This is a genomic window from Streptomyces stelliscabiei, assembly GCF_014873495.1.
In the GTDB taxonomy this organism is placed as follows: domain Bacteria; phylum Actinomycetota; class Actinomycetes; order Streptomycetales; family Streptomycetaceae; genus Streptomyces; species Streptomyces bottropensis.
The window spans coordinates 2553002-2569511 of sequence record NZ_JADBGF010000001.1 but is presented as its reverse complement, the minus strand read 5'-3'; the positions used below and the strand labels follow the sequence as shown (position 1 = coordinate 2569511).

Sequence of the window (16510 nt, the reverse complement as noted above, 5' to 3'; positions counted from 1 at the left end):
ATGAGCAGCGTGACGTTCGAGACCCAACGGGCGGCCCTGGCCGACGTGGTGGCGATCCCGGTGACTCCGTTCGCCGAGGACGGCACCGTCGACCAGGGTGCCCATCGGGCCCTGTTGCGCCGGCTGCTCGACGGAGGGATCACCACCCTCACCCCCAACGGAAACACCGGCGAGTTCTACGCCCTCACCCCCGAAGAGCGGCGCCTGGTCACCGAGCTGACGATGGACGAGGCCGGCGACCGGGCCGTGATCCTGGTCGGGGTCGGCCACGACGTACCCACCGCCGTGGCCTCCGCCGAGCACGCCCGGGACATCGGGGCGCAGATGGTGATGGTCCATCAGCCGGTGCACCCGTACGTGTCGCAGGACGGCTGGGTCGACTACCACCGGGCGATCGCCGAGGCCGTGCCCGAACTGGGCGTCGTGCCCTACATCCGTAACGCGCAGCTCACCGGCGAACGGCTCGCCCGGCTCGCCGACACCTGTCCCAACGTGGTCGGGGTCAAGTACGCGGTGCCGGACGCCGCGCGCTTCGCGGCCTTCGCCCGCGACGCCGGCCTGGAGCGCTTCGTCTGGGTGGCGGGGCTCGCCGAGCCGTACGCACCCTCCTACTTCTCGGCCGGCGCCACCGGCTTCACGTCGGGCCTGGTGAACGTCGCCCCGGCCGTCTCGCTGAACATGATCGAAGCGCTGCGGTCCGGTGACTTCCCGGGCGCCATGAAGATCTGGGAGCAGATCCGCCGCTTCGAGGAGCTGCGCGCCGCCAACGGCTCCGCCAACAACGTCACCGTCGTCAAGGAGGCCCTCGCCTCCCTAGGCCTGTGCCGCCGCGACGTCCGGGCCCCCAGCAGGCACCTGCCCGAGGACGAACGCGCCGAGGTCGCCGCCATCGCCGCCGGGTGGTCGATATGAAGCAGGAGCAGCACACGAAGAGGCCGGAGGAACTCCGGAGCCACCAGTGGTACGGCACGGACGGGCTGCGCTCCTTCAGCCACCGCGCCCGCACCCGTCAGCTCGGCTACCTCCCCGAGGAGCACCTCGGCAAGCCGGTCATCGCGATCCTCAACACCTGGTCCGACATCAACCCCTGTCATGTGCACCTCCGGGATCGCGCCCAGGCGGTCAAGCGGGGTGTGTGGCAGGCGGGCGGCTTCCCGCTGGAGTTCCCGGTCTCGACCCTCTCCGAGACCTTCCAGAAGCCGACCCCCATGCTCTACCGCAACATGCTCGCGATGGAGACCGAGGAACTGCTCCGCTCCTACCCGGTCGACGGGGCCGTGCTGATGGGCGGCTGCGACAAGTCGACCCCCGCGCTGCTGATGGGCGCGGCGAGCGTCGACCTCCCGGCCGTCTTCGTGCCCGCCGGGCCGATGCTGCCGGGCCACTGGCGCAACGAGGTCCTCGGCTCCGGCACCGACATGTGGAAGTACTGGGACGACAAGCGCGCCGGGCTCATCGGCGACTGCGAGATGACCGAGCTGGAATCCGGTCTCGCGCGCTCCCCGGGCCACTGCATGACGATGGGTACGGCCTCCACGCTCACCGCCGCCGCCGAGGCGCTCGGTGTCACGGTGCCGGGCGCGTCCAGCATCCCTGCCGTCGACTCGGGCCACGACCGCATGGCGGCCGCCGCCGGCCTCCGGATCGTCGAACTGGTCCACAAGGACCGCAAACTGAACGACATCCTCACCGCCGACGCCTTCGAGGACGCCGTCACCACCGTCCTCGGACTCGGCGGCTCCACCAACGCCGTCATCCACCTGATCGCCATGGCCGGCCGGGCGGGCGTCAAGCTCACCCTCGACGACTTCGACCGCGTCGCCCGTACCGTCCCGGTGCTCGCCAACGTCCGGCCCGGGGGCCAGAAGTACCTGATGGAGGACTTCCACTTCGCGGGCGGCCTCCCCGGGTTCCTCTCCCGGATCACCGACCTGCTGCATCTGGAACGGCCGACCGTCTCCTTCGACACGATGCGCGAGCAGCTCGACGGCGCGCGCGTGCACGACGACGACGTGATCCGCACCCGCGACAACCCGGTCGCCACCGAAGGCGGCGTGGCCGTCCTGCGCGGCAACCTCTGTCCGGACGGCGCGGTCATCAAGCACATCTCCGCCGAACCGCACCTGCTCAAGCACACCGGACCGGCGGTCGTCTTCGACGACTACCGCACGATGCAGCGCACGATCAACGACCCGTCCCTCGGCATCACCGCCGACAGCGTGCTGGTGCTGCGCAACTCCGGGCCCAAGGGCGGACCGGGCATGCCCGAGTACGGGATGCTGCCCATCCCCGACCACCTGCTGAAGCAGGGCGTACGGGACATGGTGCGGATCTCCGACGCCCGGATGAGCGGCACGAGCTACGGCGCCTGCGCCCTGCACGTGGCACCGGAGTCGTACGTCGGCGGGCCCCTCGCCCTCGTGCGCACCGGCGACTCGATCACCCTGGACGTCGAGGCGCGGACTCTGCGACTCAACGTGGACGACGAGGAGTTGGAGCGCCGCCGAGCGGACTGGACGCCACCGCCCGCCCGTTACGAACGCGGCTACGGCGCCCTCTACAACGACCAGATCACCCAGGCGGACACCGGCTGCGACTTCGAGTTCCTGGCCAGACCGGGCAAGGTCCCGGACCCGTACGCAGGCTGAAGAACGCAGAGCAACCCCGTGCTTGTCAGGGGCGCGGGGAACTGCGCGACAAGCCCCCACGCACCCGCACCCGCCACCCCACAGCAAGCCGCACCCCATACCGCGCACCACATCCCCACGCACATCGAGAAAGCGCTTCCTGCACCACGACGCACCACGACGCACCGCACCACCCCGCACCGCAACGCACCACGACGTACCCAGAAACGGAGCCCCAGTCATGGCCCAAGCCGCAGCCGTGGCGAAACCGCCCGCGCCACCCCGGCGGAGCCGTGCGCGCCGTGCCTCCGCGACACCGCGCAGGCTGCCCTACCTGCTGATCGCCCCGGCCGCCCTGCTCATGCTGGGCTTCATCGCCTACCCGGTCATCAGCGTCTTCTACTACAGCCTGCAGCACTACAACCCCACCAAGCCCTGGCGGAACGGCTTCGCCGGCTTCGACAACTTCGTCCACGCCTTCACCGAGGACCCCCTCTTCTGGGACACCCTCGTCTTCAGCGCCAAGTGGGTGGTCGTCGAGGTCTCGCTGCAGCTGCTGTTCGGCCTGGCCCTCGCGCTCATCGTCAACCAGACCTTCGTCGGCCGGGCCGTCGGCCGGGCGCTGGTCTTCTCGCCCTGGGCCGTCTCCGGCGTGCTGACCTCCGCGATCTGGGTGCTCCTCTACAACTCCCAGACGGGCATCACCCGTTACCTCGCGGACATGGGCATCGGCGAGTACGGCACCAGCTGGCTCTCCGACACCTCCACCGTCTTCTCGGCGGCGGTCGTCGCCGACCTGTGGCGCGGTGTCCCCTTCTTCGCGATCCTCATCCTCGCCGACCTCCAGTCCGTCTCGAAGGACCTGTACGAGGCCGCCGAGGTCGACGGCGCCAGCCGGGTCCGGCAGTTCCTGCACATCACGCTGCCGCACCTGAAGGACGCGATCATCCTCTCCACGCTGCTGCGCGCGGTGTGGGAGTTCAACAACGTCGACCTCCTCTACACCCTGACCGGCGGCGGACCGGCGGGGGAGACCACGACGCTCCCCCTCTACATCGCCAACACCTCGGTCGACGCCCACAACTTCGGTTACGCGTCCGCCCTGACCACGGTCGCGTTCGTGATCCTGCTCTTCTGCTCGATGGTCTATCTGCGGCTCAGCAAGTTCGGAGGCGAGTCCAAGTGATCACCAAGGACGCCGAGAGGACCGTACCGGTGACGTCCGCGCCCGCGGCCGAGGAGCCCCCGCAGCGCCCGCACAAGGTCCGCCGCGCCTGGGACGAGGTGCCGCGCTGGCAGATCTACCTGCCGCTGGGGATCTACCTCGTCTTCACCCTCGTCCCCTTCTACTGGATCCTGCTCTTCGCGCTGCGCAAGCCCGGTTCGACCTCGCTCGTGCCGTGGCCGGTGACGTTCGAGCACTTCGAGAAGGTGTGGAACGAGCGCAGCTTCGGGGTCTACTTCCAGAACAGCGTGCTCGTCGGTGTCGTCACCCTGCTGATGACCACGCTCGTCGCCCTGGCCGGCGGCTACGCCCTCGCCCGCTTCGACTTCAAGATCAAGCGCGGGTTCATGCTGGCGCTGCTGTGCTCCCAGTTCGTCCCGGGCGCACTGCTCCTCGTCCCGCTGTTCCAGATCTTCGCCGAGCTGCGGATGATCAACTCGCTCTTCAGCGTCATCCTCGCCGAGACGGTCTTCCAGCTGCCGCTGTCGATCATCCTGATCAGCAACTTCATCAAGAACGTGCCGTACACGCTGGAGGAAGCGGCCTGGGTGGACGGCTGCAACCGGTTCACCGCGTTCCGGGTGGTCGTGCTGCCGCTGCTGCGGCCCGGCCTGATCGCCGTCGGCTCCTTCGCCTTCGTGCACTCCTGGAACCACTTCCTGTTCGCCCTGATGTTCCTCAGCAACCAGGACAAGCAGACGATCCCGGTCGGCCTCAACACCCTGCTCAGCGCGGACAGCGTGGACCTCGGCGCGCTGGCGGCCGGCGGCATCATCGCCGCCGTGCCCGTGGTCATCGTCTTCGCCTTCATCCAGAAGTGGCTGATCACGGGCTTCAGCGCCGGGGCGGTGAAGGGATGACCGCACGCCGCAGAGCGGCGCAGCTCCTCGCCCTCGCCGGCGTGCTGGGCGCCACGCTCACCACCCCGGCCGGGGCCGAGGCCCGGGACATCGGCCGCGACACGCTCGCGACGGACGACGGCTGGGCGGCAGCCGACGGTGGTACCACGGGGGGTTCCACCGCAGACGACGCCCATGTCTTCACCGTCCGGACCCGGAGCGAGCTGGTCCGCGCCCTGGACGGCGGCAGCGCCACCCCGAAGATCATCCGGATCGCGGGGACCGTCGACGCCAACACCTCCGACGACGGGGACCGGCTCGACTGCGCCGACTACGCGACCGACGGCTACGACCTGAGGAAGTACCTGGCCGCGTACGACCCGCGCACCTGGGGCTCCGCCAAGCCCGCCGGCCCCCAGGAGGAGGCCCGCCAGGCGTCGGCGGCGAAGCAGGCCGAACGGGTCGAGCTGGCCGTCGGCCCCAACACCACCCTCGTCGGCCTCAAGGGGGCCGTCCTGAAGGGCGCGAGCCTCCAGCTCAGGGGCGTGGACAACGTCATCGTCCGCGACCTCGAACTCCGCGACGCCTACGACTGCTTCCCCGTCTGGCAGCCCAACACCGGCGGACTCGGCGACTGGAAGACGGCGTACGACAACATCTGGGTGCGCGGCTCCCGCCACGTATGGATCGACCACGTCACGATCTCCGACCGGGGGCACACCGACCAGGACGAGCCGACGTACTTCGGCCGTAACCACCTCCGGCACGACGGCCTGCTCGACATCACCAACGCCTCCGACCTGGTCACCGTCTCCTGGAGCCGCTTCGCCGACCACGACAAGGCCATCCTGATCGGCAACGGGGACACGGCCACCGGCGACCGGGGCAGGCTGCGGGTGACGCTGCACCACAACGAGTTCGAGAACGTCGTGCAGCGCGCGCCGCGCGTCCGCTTCGGCCAGGTGCACCTCTACAACAACCGCTACGTCGTCCCGGCCGACGCCCACGACTTCCGGTACTCCCTCGGCGTCTCCACCGAGTCCGCCGTGTACGCCGAGAACAACGCCTTCACCACCCCCGGCCACATCGAGGCCGCCGACCTGGTCAAGAGCTGGAACGGCACCGCCCTGCACCAGACGGGCACCCTCTTCAACGGCTATCCGGTGGATCTCCTGGCCATCCACAACGCCTACAACTCCGGCAGCGAGCGTGATCTCACGGCCGACGTCGGCTGGACGCCTACCCTGCACCAAAAGATCGACAGCGCCGGGAGGGCCGACCGAGAGGTGGCCCGCGGCGCGGGCGCAGGGAGGATCCGATGACCCCGATGAACCGTGAGACCACCGCCTACGACACCCCGCTGCCGCTCGTCCTCGCGGGCGCCCGCGGCCACGGCCGCTGGCACCTGGAGAACATCCGGCGGCTGCAGGACAAGGGGATCGTCCGGCTCGCCGGGATCTGCGAGCTGACCCCGCTGGGCGCGGACGAGATCCCGGACGGTCTCGGCACGCCCGAGCAGTCCGCCGACTTCGGGGCGCTCCTCGACGCGACGGGCGCCGCGATCGCGGTGATCTGCACCCCGATCCCGACCCACACCGACCTGGCCCTGACGGCGGCCCGGCGGGGCGTGCACGTGCTGCTGGAGAAGCCGCCGGCCCCGTCCTACGCCGAGTTCCGCCGTATGGCGGACGGGGTCGCGGACGCCGGCACGGTCTGCCAGATCGGCTTCCAGTCGCTGGGCTCGCACGCCCTGCCCGCCATCCGGAAGATGGTCGCGGACGGCCTGATCGGCGAGGTCGTCGGCATCGGCGGAGCCGGCGCCTGGGCGCGCGCCGAGGCGTACTACCGGCGGGCGCCCTGGGCCGGCAAGCGTCGCCTGAACGGCGTGGACGTGATCGACGGGGCGCTCACCAACCCCCTCGCGCACGCCGTCGCCACCGGGCTCGCGCTCGCGGGCGCGGGCCGCGCCGAGGACGTCACGGCCATCGAGACCGAGCTGCTGCGCGCCAACGACATCGAGTCCGACGACACCTCGTGCGTGCGGGTCACCACCGCCGACGGCGGCCGGATCACCGTCGCCGCCACCCTGTGCGCGGAGGACCCGGACGAGCCGTACAACGTCGTCCACGGCACCAGCGGCCGGATCACCTTCTGGTACAAGCAGGACCGCGTGCTGGTCCAGCGGGCCGGGCACGGCCCGGAGGAGATCGAGTTCGACCGCACGGACCTGCTGGAGAACCTCGTCGACCACCTCGTCGACGGCACCGAGCTGCTGGTCCCGCCGGCGGTCACCGGCGCGTTCATGAAGGTCGTCGAGGCGATCCGGGCCGCCCCGGACCCCATCGCGCTCCCGGCCGGCGCCTGGCACCGGCTGCCCGACGAGGAGCGCCGGGTGGTCGACGGCATCGACGGCCTGGTCGCGGCCGCCGCCGACAACCTCGCCCTCTACTCCGAACTCGGCGCCCCCTGGGCGCTGCCCGAAGCACCGGCGAAAGAGGTGAGCACATGATGACCGACGCATCCCTCGTCCTGCGGGTGGCGGGCCGTCCGGTGGGCCGCTACCTCACCCGGCCCGAACTGCCGGAACGGCACTCGCCCCGCCCCTATCTGCACCCCGTCACCACCCTGTCCGGTACGGCGGTCACCGAACTGAGCCCCGCCGACCACACCCACCACCTCGGCGTCGGTGTCGCCGTTCCCGACGTCGAGGGGCACAACTTCTGGGGCGGACGCACCTACGTTCGCGACCGGGGCCCGACCGAACTCGCCAACCACGGCTCCCAGCGCCACATCGCCTTCCAGCTGCGGGACCCCGACGGTTTCGTCGAGGAACTGCGCTGGGTGGCGTCCCCCGGAGAGCTGCTGCGCGAGCGCCGTACGGTCGCGGCCACCGAACTCACCGAATCCGCCTGGGCGCTGGACTTCACCTTCTCCCTCACCAACACCACCGACGCCCCGGTCTCGATCGGCAGCCCCGCCACCAACGGCCGCCCCGGCGCCGCGTACGGCGGGTTCTTCTGGCGGGCCCGCAAGGAGGCCGCCGCACCCCGCGTCTTCACCGCCGACGCGGAGGGCGAGTCGGCGGTCCACGGGCGCCGCGCCGACTGGCTCGCCCTGGCCGGCGGCATGTGGACGCTCGTCTTCGCGGGGGCCACCGACGCCACCCGCCGCGACCCGTGGTTCGTGCGCGCCGAGGAGTACCCGGGAGTCGGCTCCTCCCTCGCCCACAGCGAGCGCCTTGCGATCGGGCCGGGCGAGACCGCCGTACGCCGGGTCGTCACCATCGTCGCCGACGGCATCCTCGACCGGGGCGAGGCCGCCGCCCTCGCGCGGAAGGCGGTGAGCGCATGAGCAGCCTGTCCGCCGCCACGACCGGTGCCGGCACCTCGTCCGCAGGCACCGTGTCCGCCGTCACCACGCCCGCCTTCTGCGCCGACCAGGGCGACGGCACCTACCGCAACCCGGTCCTCGACGCCGACTGGTCCGACCCCGACGTCCTGTGCGTGGGCGACGACTTCTATCTGACGGCCTCCAGCTTCGGCCGGGCTCCAGGCCTTCCCCTGCTCCACTCCCGGGACCTGGTCAACTGGACGCTCGTCGGCCACGCGCTCGAACTCCTGGAACCGGCAGCCGAGTTCAGGGTCCCGCGCCACGACTGCGGGGTGTGGGCGCCCTCGCTGCGGCACTTCGACGACCGCTTCTGGATCTTCTGGGGCGACCCCGACCACGGCGTCTTCCAGGTCAACGCCCCCGGCATCAGGGGCCCCTGGACCCGCCCGCACCTGGTCAAGGAGGGCAAGGGACTCATCGACCCCTGCCCGCTGTGGGACGAGGAGACCGGCGAGGCTCACCTCGTGCATGCCTGGGCCAGGTCCCGCTCCGGGATCAAGAACCGGCTCACCGGGCACCGTATGCGGCCCGACGGCACCGGACTGCTCGACGAGGGCAAGGTCGTCGTCGACGCGGACCGGCTCCCCGGCTGGTTCACCCTGGAGGGCCCCAAGCTCTACCGCCACGACGGCTGGTACTGGATCTTCGCCCCCGCCGGGGGCGTGGAGACCGGCTGGCAGGGCGTCTTCCGCTCCCGCGAGTTCTTCGGCCCGTACGAGGAACACATCGCCCTGGAGCAGAAGGACACCGAGGTCAACGGGCCCCACCAGGGCGGCTGGGTGCGCACGGCGGCCGGCGAGGACTGGTTCCTGCACTTCCAGCAGCGCGGCGCGTACGGCAGGGTCGTCCACCTCCAGCCGATGCGCTGGGATGCCGCGGGCGGCTGGCCGGTGATCGGCGACGACGGCGCCCCGGTCGCCGTCCACCGCAAGCCGGCGCTGCCGGCACAGCCGCCGGCCGCGCCCGCGACCGACGACGACTTCCCCGGCGGCCGCTTCGGACGCCAGTGGCAGTGGACCGCGAACCCCCAGGACGGCTGGGCCACCCAGCACTCCGGGGACGGGCTGCGGCTCACGTGCGTGCGCTCCGTGCACGCGCACGACCTGCGGAAACTGGCGAATGTGCTCACACAGCGGCTGCCGGGGATCCCGGCCGTGATCGAGGTGGAGCTGAGGCTCGACAGCGAGGAACCGGGGGCGCGGGCGGGGCTCGCCGTGCTCGGGGACGCGTTCCGCTGGATCGGACTCCAGCGGGGGGCCGACGGGACCGTGCACCTCGTCCACCGGTTCGCCGAGACCGTGGCGGACCGGGAACGGGACGCCGGCCATCCCCGCCCGGCGCCGGAGGGACGGGCCCGGCTGCGGATCGAGACCGCCGCCGGGGCCCGCTGCCGCTACTCCTACGACGTGGGGGAGGGGTGGCAGTCCTCGGGACAGGTCTTCGCCGCGACCCCCTGGCGCTGGGTCGGCGCCCTGCTCGGCCTCTTCGCGGTCGCGCCCACCGGCGGCGGACCCGCCGGAGCGGCCACGTTCACCCAGTTCCGGATCACCGCCGCACGCGCCACGACCGCCTGACCCCAGACTTCGTACGCCTGTTGGGAGCCGCAATGACGCACCTCCGTAGCAAGCGCTTGCCGCATCGAGGGAGAGCCTTAACCGCCGTCACCGCCCTGATCGCCTCGTTCCTGGGCGGCGCGTTCACCCCGGCCGAGGCCGCACAGCCCGCCGAGGCCGTCACCACGGCGAAACCCCGCTGGAGCGACCGGCCGCACGGCTTCGCCTCCCTCGACGGCGGCACCACGGGGGGCGCCGGCGGCAAGGTCGTGACCGTCACCGACCAGGCCTCGCTGATGCGGTACGCCTCCGCGGAGGAGCCCTACGTCATCCGCGTGGCCGGGGCGATCGAGGTGGCCCCCTTCGGCTCGGACATCGCCGTGACCTCGGACAAGACGATCATCGGCGTCGGCGACACCGGCGAGATCGTCCACGGCGAGCTGCACCTGGGCCCCGGGACCAGCAACGTCGTCATCCGCAACCTGACGATCCGGGACTCCTACGTCGAGGGCGACTGGGACGGCAAGACCACCGACTTCGACGCGATCCAGATGGACACCGTCGACCACGTCTGGATCGACCACAACCGTTTCGAGCACATGGGCGACGGACTGCTCGACATCCGCAAGGACAGCCGGTACATCACCGTCTCCCACAACCAGTTCAGGAATCACAACAAGGCCCTCGGCATCGGCTGGACCACCAACGTCCGGACCGAGATCACCATCGACCACAACTGGTTCACCGGCACCAAACAGCGCAACCCCTCCGCCGACAACTGCGCCTACGCGCACCTCTACAACAACTACCTCTCGGCGCAGGTGGCCGACGGCGACCCCGTGTGGACGTACGGGAACTGGTCGCGCGGCCGGACGAAGATGGTCATCGAGAACAGCTACTACGACGGCGTCCGGCACCCTTACCAGGCCGACGCCACCGCCGAGTTGGTGCAGCGCGGGTCGATCCTGAAGAACGTCGGCGGACGGCGGGACGCCTGGGGCGCCGCCTTCGACCCCAGGGACTTCTACCGCTACCGCCTCGACCCGGCCGCCGCCGTCCCCGCCCTGGTCACCCGGTTCTCCGGCCCGCAGAAGACGCTCGGCACCAACACCGTGCTGAACGTCCCCGCCGACCACGCGACCGTGCAGGCCGCCGTCGACGCCGTGCCCGCCGGCAACGACGGCACGGTCACGATCCGCATCGCGCCCGGCACCTACCGAGCCAAGGTCCTGATCCCCGCGAACAAGCCGAACCTGGTGCTGCGGGGGACTGGACAGGATCGCTCGGACACCGTCATCGTCTTCGACACGCCCGCCGCGAACGGCGGCTCCAACGGCAGCGCCACCGTGCGGATCCTCGCCAGTGACGTCACCGCCCGCAACCTCACCTTCAGCAACGACTTCGACGAGGCCGCCCACGAGGTGAACGGCGAGCAGGCGCTCGCGATGAAGACCACCGGCGACCGGATCGTCTTCGAGAACACGGCCTTCCTGGGCAACCAGGACACCCTGATGACGGACAGCCCCAAGCTCGACGTCGTCAGCCGGGTCTACATCCGCGACTCGTACATCGAGGGCGATGTCGACTTCATCTACGGCCGGGCCACGACGGTGATCGAGCGTTCCCTGATCAAGGCGCTCAGCCGGGGCTCGGACAGCAACAACGGCTACATCACGGCCGCCTCCACCTGGAAGGGCAACCCCTACGGTTTCCTGATCACCCGGTCGAAGGTCGTCAGTGACGCGCCCGCCGGGACCTACCACCTCGGCCGGCCCTGGCACCCGGGCGGCGAGCCGGACGCCGTCGCCCAGGTGCTCTTCCGGGACACCGAACTGCCCGCCGCGGTCAAGTCGTCGCCGTGGACGGACATGAGCGGCTTCTCGTGGAAGGACGCGCGGTTCACGGAGTACCGGACGTACGGGCCGGGGGCCGGCGTGACCGCTGACCGGCCGCAGCTCGACGCCTCGCAGGCGTCGGCCCACACGGTCACCACGTACCTCGCGGGGACGGACGGCTGGGCGCCGCACAGCCGGCGCGCCGGCCACTGAGTCCGCTCCCGGAGACAGCACAGACCCCCCCACAACTTCATCACCCTCGTATCCAGCAGAAGAGAGCCGTTCCATGAAGATCAGCAACCGCAGAAGCAGGCGCGCCGCCGTGGCCGTCGCCCTGGGATCCGTCCTCGCGCTGACCGCCACCGCCTGCGGTGACGACGGCAGCGGCGCGGGCGGCGACAAGGGCTCCGAGGGCAGCGGCAAGGGCAAGGTCCTCTTCTGGGACAACAACGGCGGTGTCCGCACCGACATCTGGAAGGAGATCATCGCCGACTTCGAGAAGGCCAACCCGGACATCGAGGTCGAGTACGTCGGGATCGCCTCCACCGAGTACCAGTCCAAGGTCGACACCGCCATCCAGGGCGGCGGCCTCCCGGACGTCGGCGGTGTCGGCGCGGCCATGGCCGCCGGGTTCGCGGCCCAGAACACCCTGGAGCCGCTCGACGACCGGCTCGCCAAGTCCTCCCTGAACGGCAAGCTCAACGAGGCGATGGTCGAGTCGCTGAAGTCCGCCGGCGGCGGCGACGCCCTCTACTCGATCCCGACCTCCGCCAACAACGGTGTCCTCTACTACCGCACCGACCTGTTCAAGAAGGCGGGCCTGGACGCGCCGACCGACTGGGACACGTTCTACGCGGCCGCCGAGAAGCTCACGAACAAGGGCAAGAACGAGTTCGGCTACACCATCCGCGGTGGCGCCGGCTCCATCGCGCAGGCCCTGGACGCGATGTACGGGCAGTCCGGGATCACCTCGTTCTGGGACGCGAGCGGTGAGAAGAGCACCGTCAACGACCCGAAGAACGTCAAGGCGTTGGAGAAGTACGTCGGCCTCTACAAGAAGGTCACGCCGGCCGCCGACCTCAACAACGACTTCACCAAGATGGTCGCCCAGTTCGACTCCGGCACCATCGGCATGCTCAACCACAACCTGGGCTCCTACCAGGACCACGTGAAGGCGTTCGGCGTCGACAAGTTCCGGGGCATCCCGCAGCCCACCGGCTCCGACGGCAAGCGGGTCCAGGTCTCCAACCCGGTCGACGGGCTCGGGCTGTTCAAGAGCTCGAAGAACAAGGAAGCCGCCTGGAAGTTCATCGAGTTCGCCACCTCGCACGAGGAGAACTCCAAGTTCAACAAGTCGGCGGGGCAGGTGCCGTCGAACAACGACGCGGCCAAGGACGGCTGGATCTCCGAGGCCGAGCCGACCAAGCTCGCCGCCGCCGCGCTGACCGACGGATCCACCACCATCGTGCAGCTGCCGTACTACCTGCCCGACTGGAACACGATCTCCAAGACCGACAACGAGCCGGCCTTCCAGAAGGTGATGGACGGCCAGACCAGCGCGAAGGAGTTCCTGGACGCCCTGGCCGACCAGCTGAACAAGGCGCAGGCCGAATGGAACGAACAGAAGGGCTGACCCTCCGCCGGTGGGCCGGGTCTCCCGGCCACCGGTTCGCACTCGGCCGGTCGCGCAGTTCCCCGCGCCCCAGATCGGGGCGCGGGGCCTACTGGAAAGGCACCCGCACGTGTCACTCACCCGTAGACAGGTCACCACCGCGGCGCTCGCCGCCGTTCCGCTCGCCGTCGCCGCCACGGGGCCCGCGTCCGCCGCGGCCGCGCCCCGCGGGGCCCGTCGGGAACGCACCCTCTACATCGCCGGCGACTCCACCGCCGCGCAGAAGTACGCCGACGCCGCCCCCGAAACGGGCTGGGGCATGGCGCTCCCGTTCTTCCTCCGCTCGGGACTGAAGGTCTCCAACCACGCGGTGAACGGCCGTAGTTCGAAGAGTTTCATCGACGAGGGGCGCCTGGACGTCATCCTCGACGCCATCGGCCACGGGGACCTGCTCGTCATCCAGTTCGGGCACAACGACTCCAAGATCGCGGACCCCACGCGCTACACCGAGCCGTGGACGAGTTACCAGGACCATCTGCGCCAGTACATCGACGGCGCGCGGGCCCGGAGGGCCCGGCCGGTGCTCGCGACCTCGGTCGAACGCAGGAAGTTCGACGCGGCGGGCACCGCGCTGCCCACCCACGGCGAGTATCCGGCGGCGGCCATCGCGCTCGCCGCGCAGGAGGGGGTCCCGCTCCTCGACATCCAGGCGCTGTCCCTCGCGCTGTGGCAGAGGCTCGGCGTCGAGGAGACCAAGAAGTACTTCAACTGGACCGCGACCGAGCAGGACAACACCCACTTCAACCCGCCGGGAGCCATCGCCGTGGCGCGGCTGGTCGCCTCCGAGCTGCTGCGGCGCCGGGTCCTGTCGCGGCTCGACGTGCGTCGGCTGACCGAGGAGATCCCCGACTCCTGGATCACCTGGCCCGAGGCGTAGCTCCCCGCGCGCGCGGCTTTCGCGCGCCCCCGAAGACCCCCCTTTGCTTCGAAAGGAACCACATCCATGCGTCCTCGTATCTGGCATGCCCACGTCATGACTTCCGTCATCGGCTGCACCGCCCTCGTCCTCGGCGTCACGGGCACCGGTGTCGCCCAGGCCCAGGGGCGTGACCTCGGCCGGCAGGTGCTCGGCGCGGGTGACGGCTGGGGCTCGGCCGAAGGCGGCACCACCGGAGGCTCGACGGCCGACGCCGGCCATGTCTACACCGTCACCACCTGGGCCGAGTTCAAGGCCGCGCTGCGGGACGGCGGTGACGCGCCGAAGATCATCAAGGTCAAGGGCATGATCGACGCCGTCTCCGAGGGGTGCGAGGCCTTCGTCGCCGGCGGCTACGACCTCCAGCAGTACCTCAAGGACTACGACCCGGCCGTGTACGGCAACGACGAGGTCGCCAAGGGCCCGCAGGAGGACGCGCGGGTCGCCTCCGCCGCCCGGCAGGACTCGGAGATCAAGGCCAACATCCCGAGCAACACCACCATCGTCGGCGTCGGCAAGCACTCCGGCATCCTCGGCGGCAGCATCCAGATCAAGGGCGTCTCCAACGTCATCATGCGCAACCTCACCATCGAGGCGCCGCTCGACTGCTTCCCCAAGTGGGACCCCACCGACGACAACAACACCGGCAACTGGAACTCCGAGTACGACGCCGTGGTGGTCTACGGCACCGACCACGTGTGGCTCGACCACAACACGTTCACCGACGGGCGCTACCCCGACAGCGAGCGGCCGGTCTACTTCGGCAAGGTCTTCCAGCAGCACGACGGGCTGACGGACATCGTGCGCGGCGCCAACCACGTGACCGTGTCCTGGAACCGCTTCCAGGACCACGACAAGAACATGCTGATCGGCAACAGCGACAGCACCGCCACCACCGACTCCGGCAAGCTCAAGGTCACCATGCACCACAACCGCTTCGACGGGATCCTCCAGCGCTCCCCGCGCGTGCGGTTCGGCCAGGTCGACGTCTACAACAACCACTACGTCGTCGGCGAGGCGCAGAAGTCCGACTACTACATCTTCGGCGTCGGCATCCGCTCGCAGCTCCACGCCAGCGACAACGCGATCACGCTGCCGGCGGGCGCGAGCGTCGGCAAGGCCCTGAAGAAGTGGAACGAGTCCCCGCTCACGGCCCAGAACAACTACGTCAACGGCAAGCTGACGGACCTGATCGCCGTGCACAACGCCGAGATCCCCACGGAGATCCTGCAGTCCGGCGCCGGGTGGACCCCCACCCTGCGCACCAAGGTCGACTCCCCGCGTGCCGTGCCGGGCATCGTCGGGAACGGCGCGGGTGCCGGGAAGGTGTGCTGATGGGGGGCTCCGGCCGCAGGGTCGGCAGACGGTCCCTCCTGACCGCCGCCCTCGGCACCACCCTCGCCCTCACCCTCACATCCCCCGCCCGAGCCGCCCACGGCCGCCGCGTCTTCGGCCGGCACGGATCGCCCGCCGCACGGCTCGACGCGCAGACGCTGTACGTGGACGCCGCAGGAGCCGGTGACTTCACCACCGTCCAGGCCGCGGTGACCGCCGCGAGCGGGAGCGGATACACGCTGGTCGTCGCGCCGGGCGTGTACCGCGAGACCGTCGCCGTCAGCGTCGCCCGTACCCGGATGACCTGGATCGGGGCCTCCGGGAACGCCCGGGACGCGGTGATCGTGTACGACAACGCGGCCGGTACGCCGAAACCGGGCGGCGGCACCTACGGCACCACCGGGTCCGCCACGACCCTGGTGCAGGCCGACGGGTTCACCGCGCGGGACATCACCTTCGCCAACGACTGGCTGCGTGCCGACCACCCGGAGATCAGCGGCACACAGGCCGTCGCGATCAAGGTGCAGGGCGACCGGGCGGCGTTCCTGCGGTGCCGGTTCCTCGGGCATCAGGACACGCTGTACGCCGACTCGATGGCCCTCGGCACCTTCGCCCGGCAGTACTTCCGCGACTGCTATGCCGAAGGGGACGTGGACTTCGTCTTCGGGCGGGCCACGGCCGTGTTCGAGCGCTGCCGCTTCCACACGCTGACCAGGACCGATCTGGAGTCCTCCCCGTACGGGTTCGTGTTCGCGCCCTCCACCGCGGGCGCCAACCCGCGCGGCTACCTCGTCACCGGCGGCCGGATCACCAGTGAGGCCCCGGACGCCTCCTACAAGCTGGCCCGCCCCTGGGTGCCCAGCTCGGACACCACCGCCCGGCCCATGCTCACCGTGCGCGAGAGTCACCTCGGGCGGGGGATCGACGCGGTCGCCCCGTACACGAACATGTCGGCCGGCTTCCCCTGGCAGGACCAGCGGTTCGCCGAGTACCGGAACACCGGGCCGGGCGCCGTCGTCTCCGTCCCCGAGAACCGGCCCCAGCTCACGCGCGCGGAAGCCGCGTCGGCGACCCGGGAGGCGTATCTCGGCGACTGGACCCCGTGGGAGAGGTGCTGA

13 protein-coding genes are annotated in these 16510 nt (G+C 70.5%); all 13 read left to right on the top strand.

Annotation, left to right across the window (positions count from 1 at the left end):
* The 13 genes from H4687_RS11245 (at nucleotide 1) to H4687_RS11185 (ending at nucleotide 16510) form a co-directional block, all read left to right on the top strand.
* Nucleotides 1–912 (top strand): dihydrodipicolinate synthase family protein, encoded by a 912-nt coding sequence (locus H4687_RS11245; protein ID WP_046917894.1) that lies wholly within the window; start codon nucleotides 1–3, stop codon nucleotides 910–912.
* Entirely contained in the window at nucleotides 909–2648 is a 1740-nt protein-coding gene (gene araD / locus H4687_RS11240; RefSeq protein WP_046917895.1) for an L-arabinonate dehydratase, read from the top strand. The genes H4687_RS11245 and araD overlap by 4 nt, the downstream gene beginning before the upstream one ends.
* Nucleotides 2649–2868: 220 nt before the next feature.
* Nucleotides 2869–3813, top strand: coding sequence for a carbohydrate ABC transporter permease (locus H4687_RS11235; protein ID WP_046917896.1), 945 nt, complete (start codon nucleotides 2869–2871; stop codon nucleotides 3811–3813).
* A complete protein-coding gene (locus H4687_RS11230; protein WP_005477791.1) occupies nucleotides 3810–4712 on the top strand; it encodes a carbohydrate ABC transporter permease in 903 nt (300 codons plus the stop codon). Before H4687_RS11235 ends, H4687_RS11230 begins: the two co-directional genes overlap by 4 nt.
* Nucleotides 4709–6013 (top strand): pectate lyase family protein, encoded by a 1305-nt coding sequence (locus H4687_RS11225; protein WP_046917897.1) that lies wholly within the window; start codon nucleotides 4709–4711, stop codon nucleotides 6011–6013. The genes H4687_RS11230 and H4687_RS11225 overlap by 4 nt, the downstream gene beginning before the upstream one ends.
* Complete coding sequence (locus tag H4687_RS11220) at nucleotides 6010–7200, top strand: Gfo/Idh/MocA family protein (RefSeq protein WP_046917898.1); 1191 nt, start codon at nucleotides 6010–6012, stop codon at nucleotides 7198–7200. The genes H4687_RS11225 and H4687_RS11220 overlap by 4 nt, the downstream gene beginning before the upstream one ends.
* A complete protein-coding gene (locus tag H4687_RS11215) occupies nucleotides 7197–8042 on the top strand; it encodes a DUF6807 domain-containing protein (protein ID WP_046917899.1) in 846 nt (281 codons plus the stop codon). The genes H4687_RS11220 and H4687_RS11215 overlap by 4 nt, the downstream gene beginning before the upstream one ends.
* The gene (locus H4687_RS11210; RefSeq protein WP_046917900.1) at nucleotides 8039–9655 is read left to right on the top strand and encodes a glycoside hydrolase family 43 protein; all 1617 of its coding nucleotides are present in this window, start codon (nucleotides 8039–8041) and stop codon (nucleotides 9653–9655) included. The genes H4687_RS11215 and H4687_RS11210 overlap by 4 nt, the downstream gene beginning before the upstream one ends.
* A 32-nt stretch (nucleotides 9656–9687) precedes the next feature.
* Complete coding sequence (locus tag H4687_RS11205; protein WP_046917901.1) at nucleotides 9688–11682, top strand: pectinesterase family protein; 1995 nt, start codon at nucleotides 9688–9690, stop codon at nucleotides 11680–11682.
* Between the two features lie 73 nt (nucleotides 11683–11755).
* On the top strand, nucleotides 11756–13102 hold the full coding sequence (locus H4687_RS11200; RefSeq protein ID WP_046917902.1) for an ABC transporter substrate-binding protein: 1347 nt from the start codon (nucleotides 11756–11758) through the stop codon (nucleotides 13100–13102).
* A gap of 109 nt (nucleotides 13103–13211) precedes the next feature.
* Complete coding sequence (locus H4687_RS11195) at nucleotides 13212–14018, top strand: rhamnogalacturonan acetylesterase (RefSeq protein WP_046917903.1); 807 nt, start codon at nucleotides 13212–13214, stop codon at nucleotides 14016–14018.
* 66 nt (nucleotides 14019–14084) lie between these two features.
* Nucleotides 14085–15392: a pectate lyase family protein gene (locus H4687_RS11190; protein ID WP_046917904.1), complete on the top strand. Its 1308-nt coding sequence runs from the start codon at nucleotides 14085–14087 to the stop codon at nucleotides 15390–15392.
* Nucleotides 15392–16510 (top strand): pectinesterase family protein, encoded by a 1119-nt coding sequence (locus H4687_RS11185; RefSeq protein ID WP_046917905.1) that lies wholly within the window; start codon nucleotides 15392–15394, stop codon nucleotides 16508–16510. The genes H4687_RS11190 and H4687_RS11185 overlap by 1 nt, the downstream gene beginning before the upstream one ends.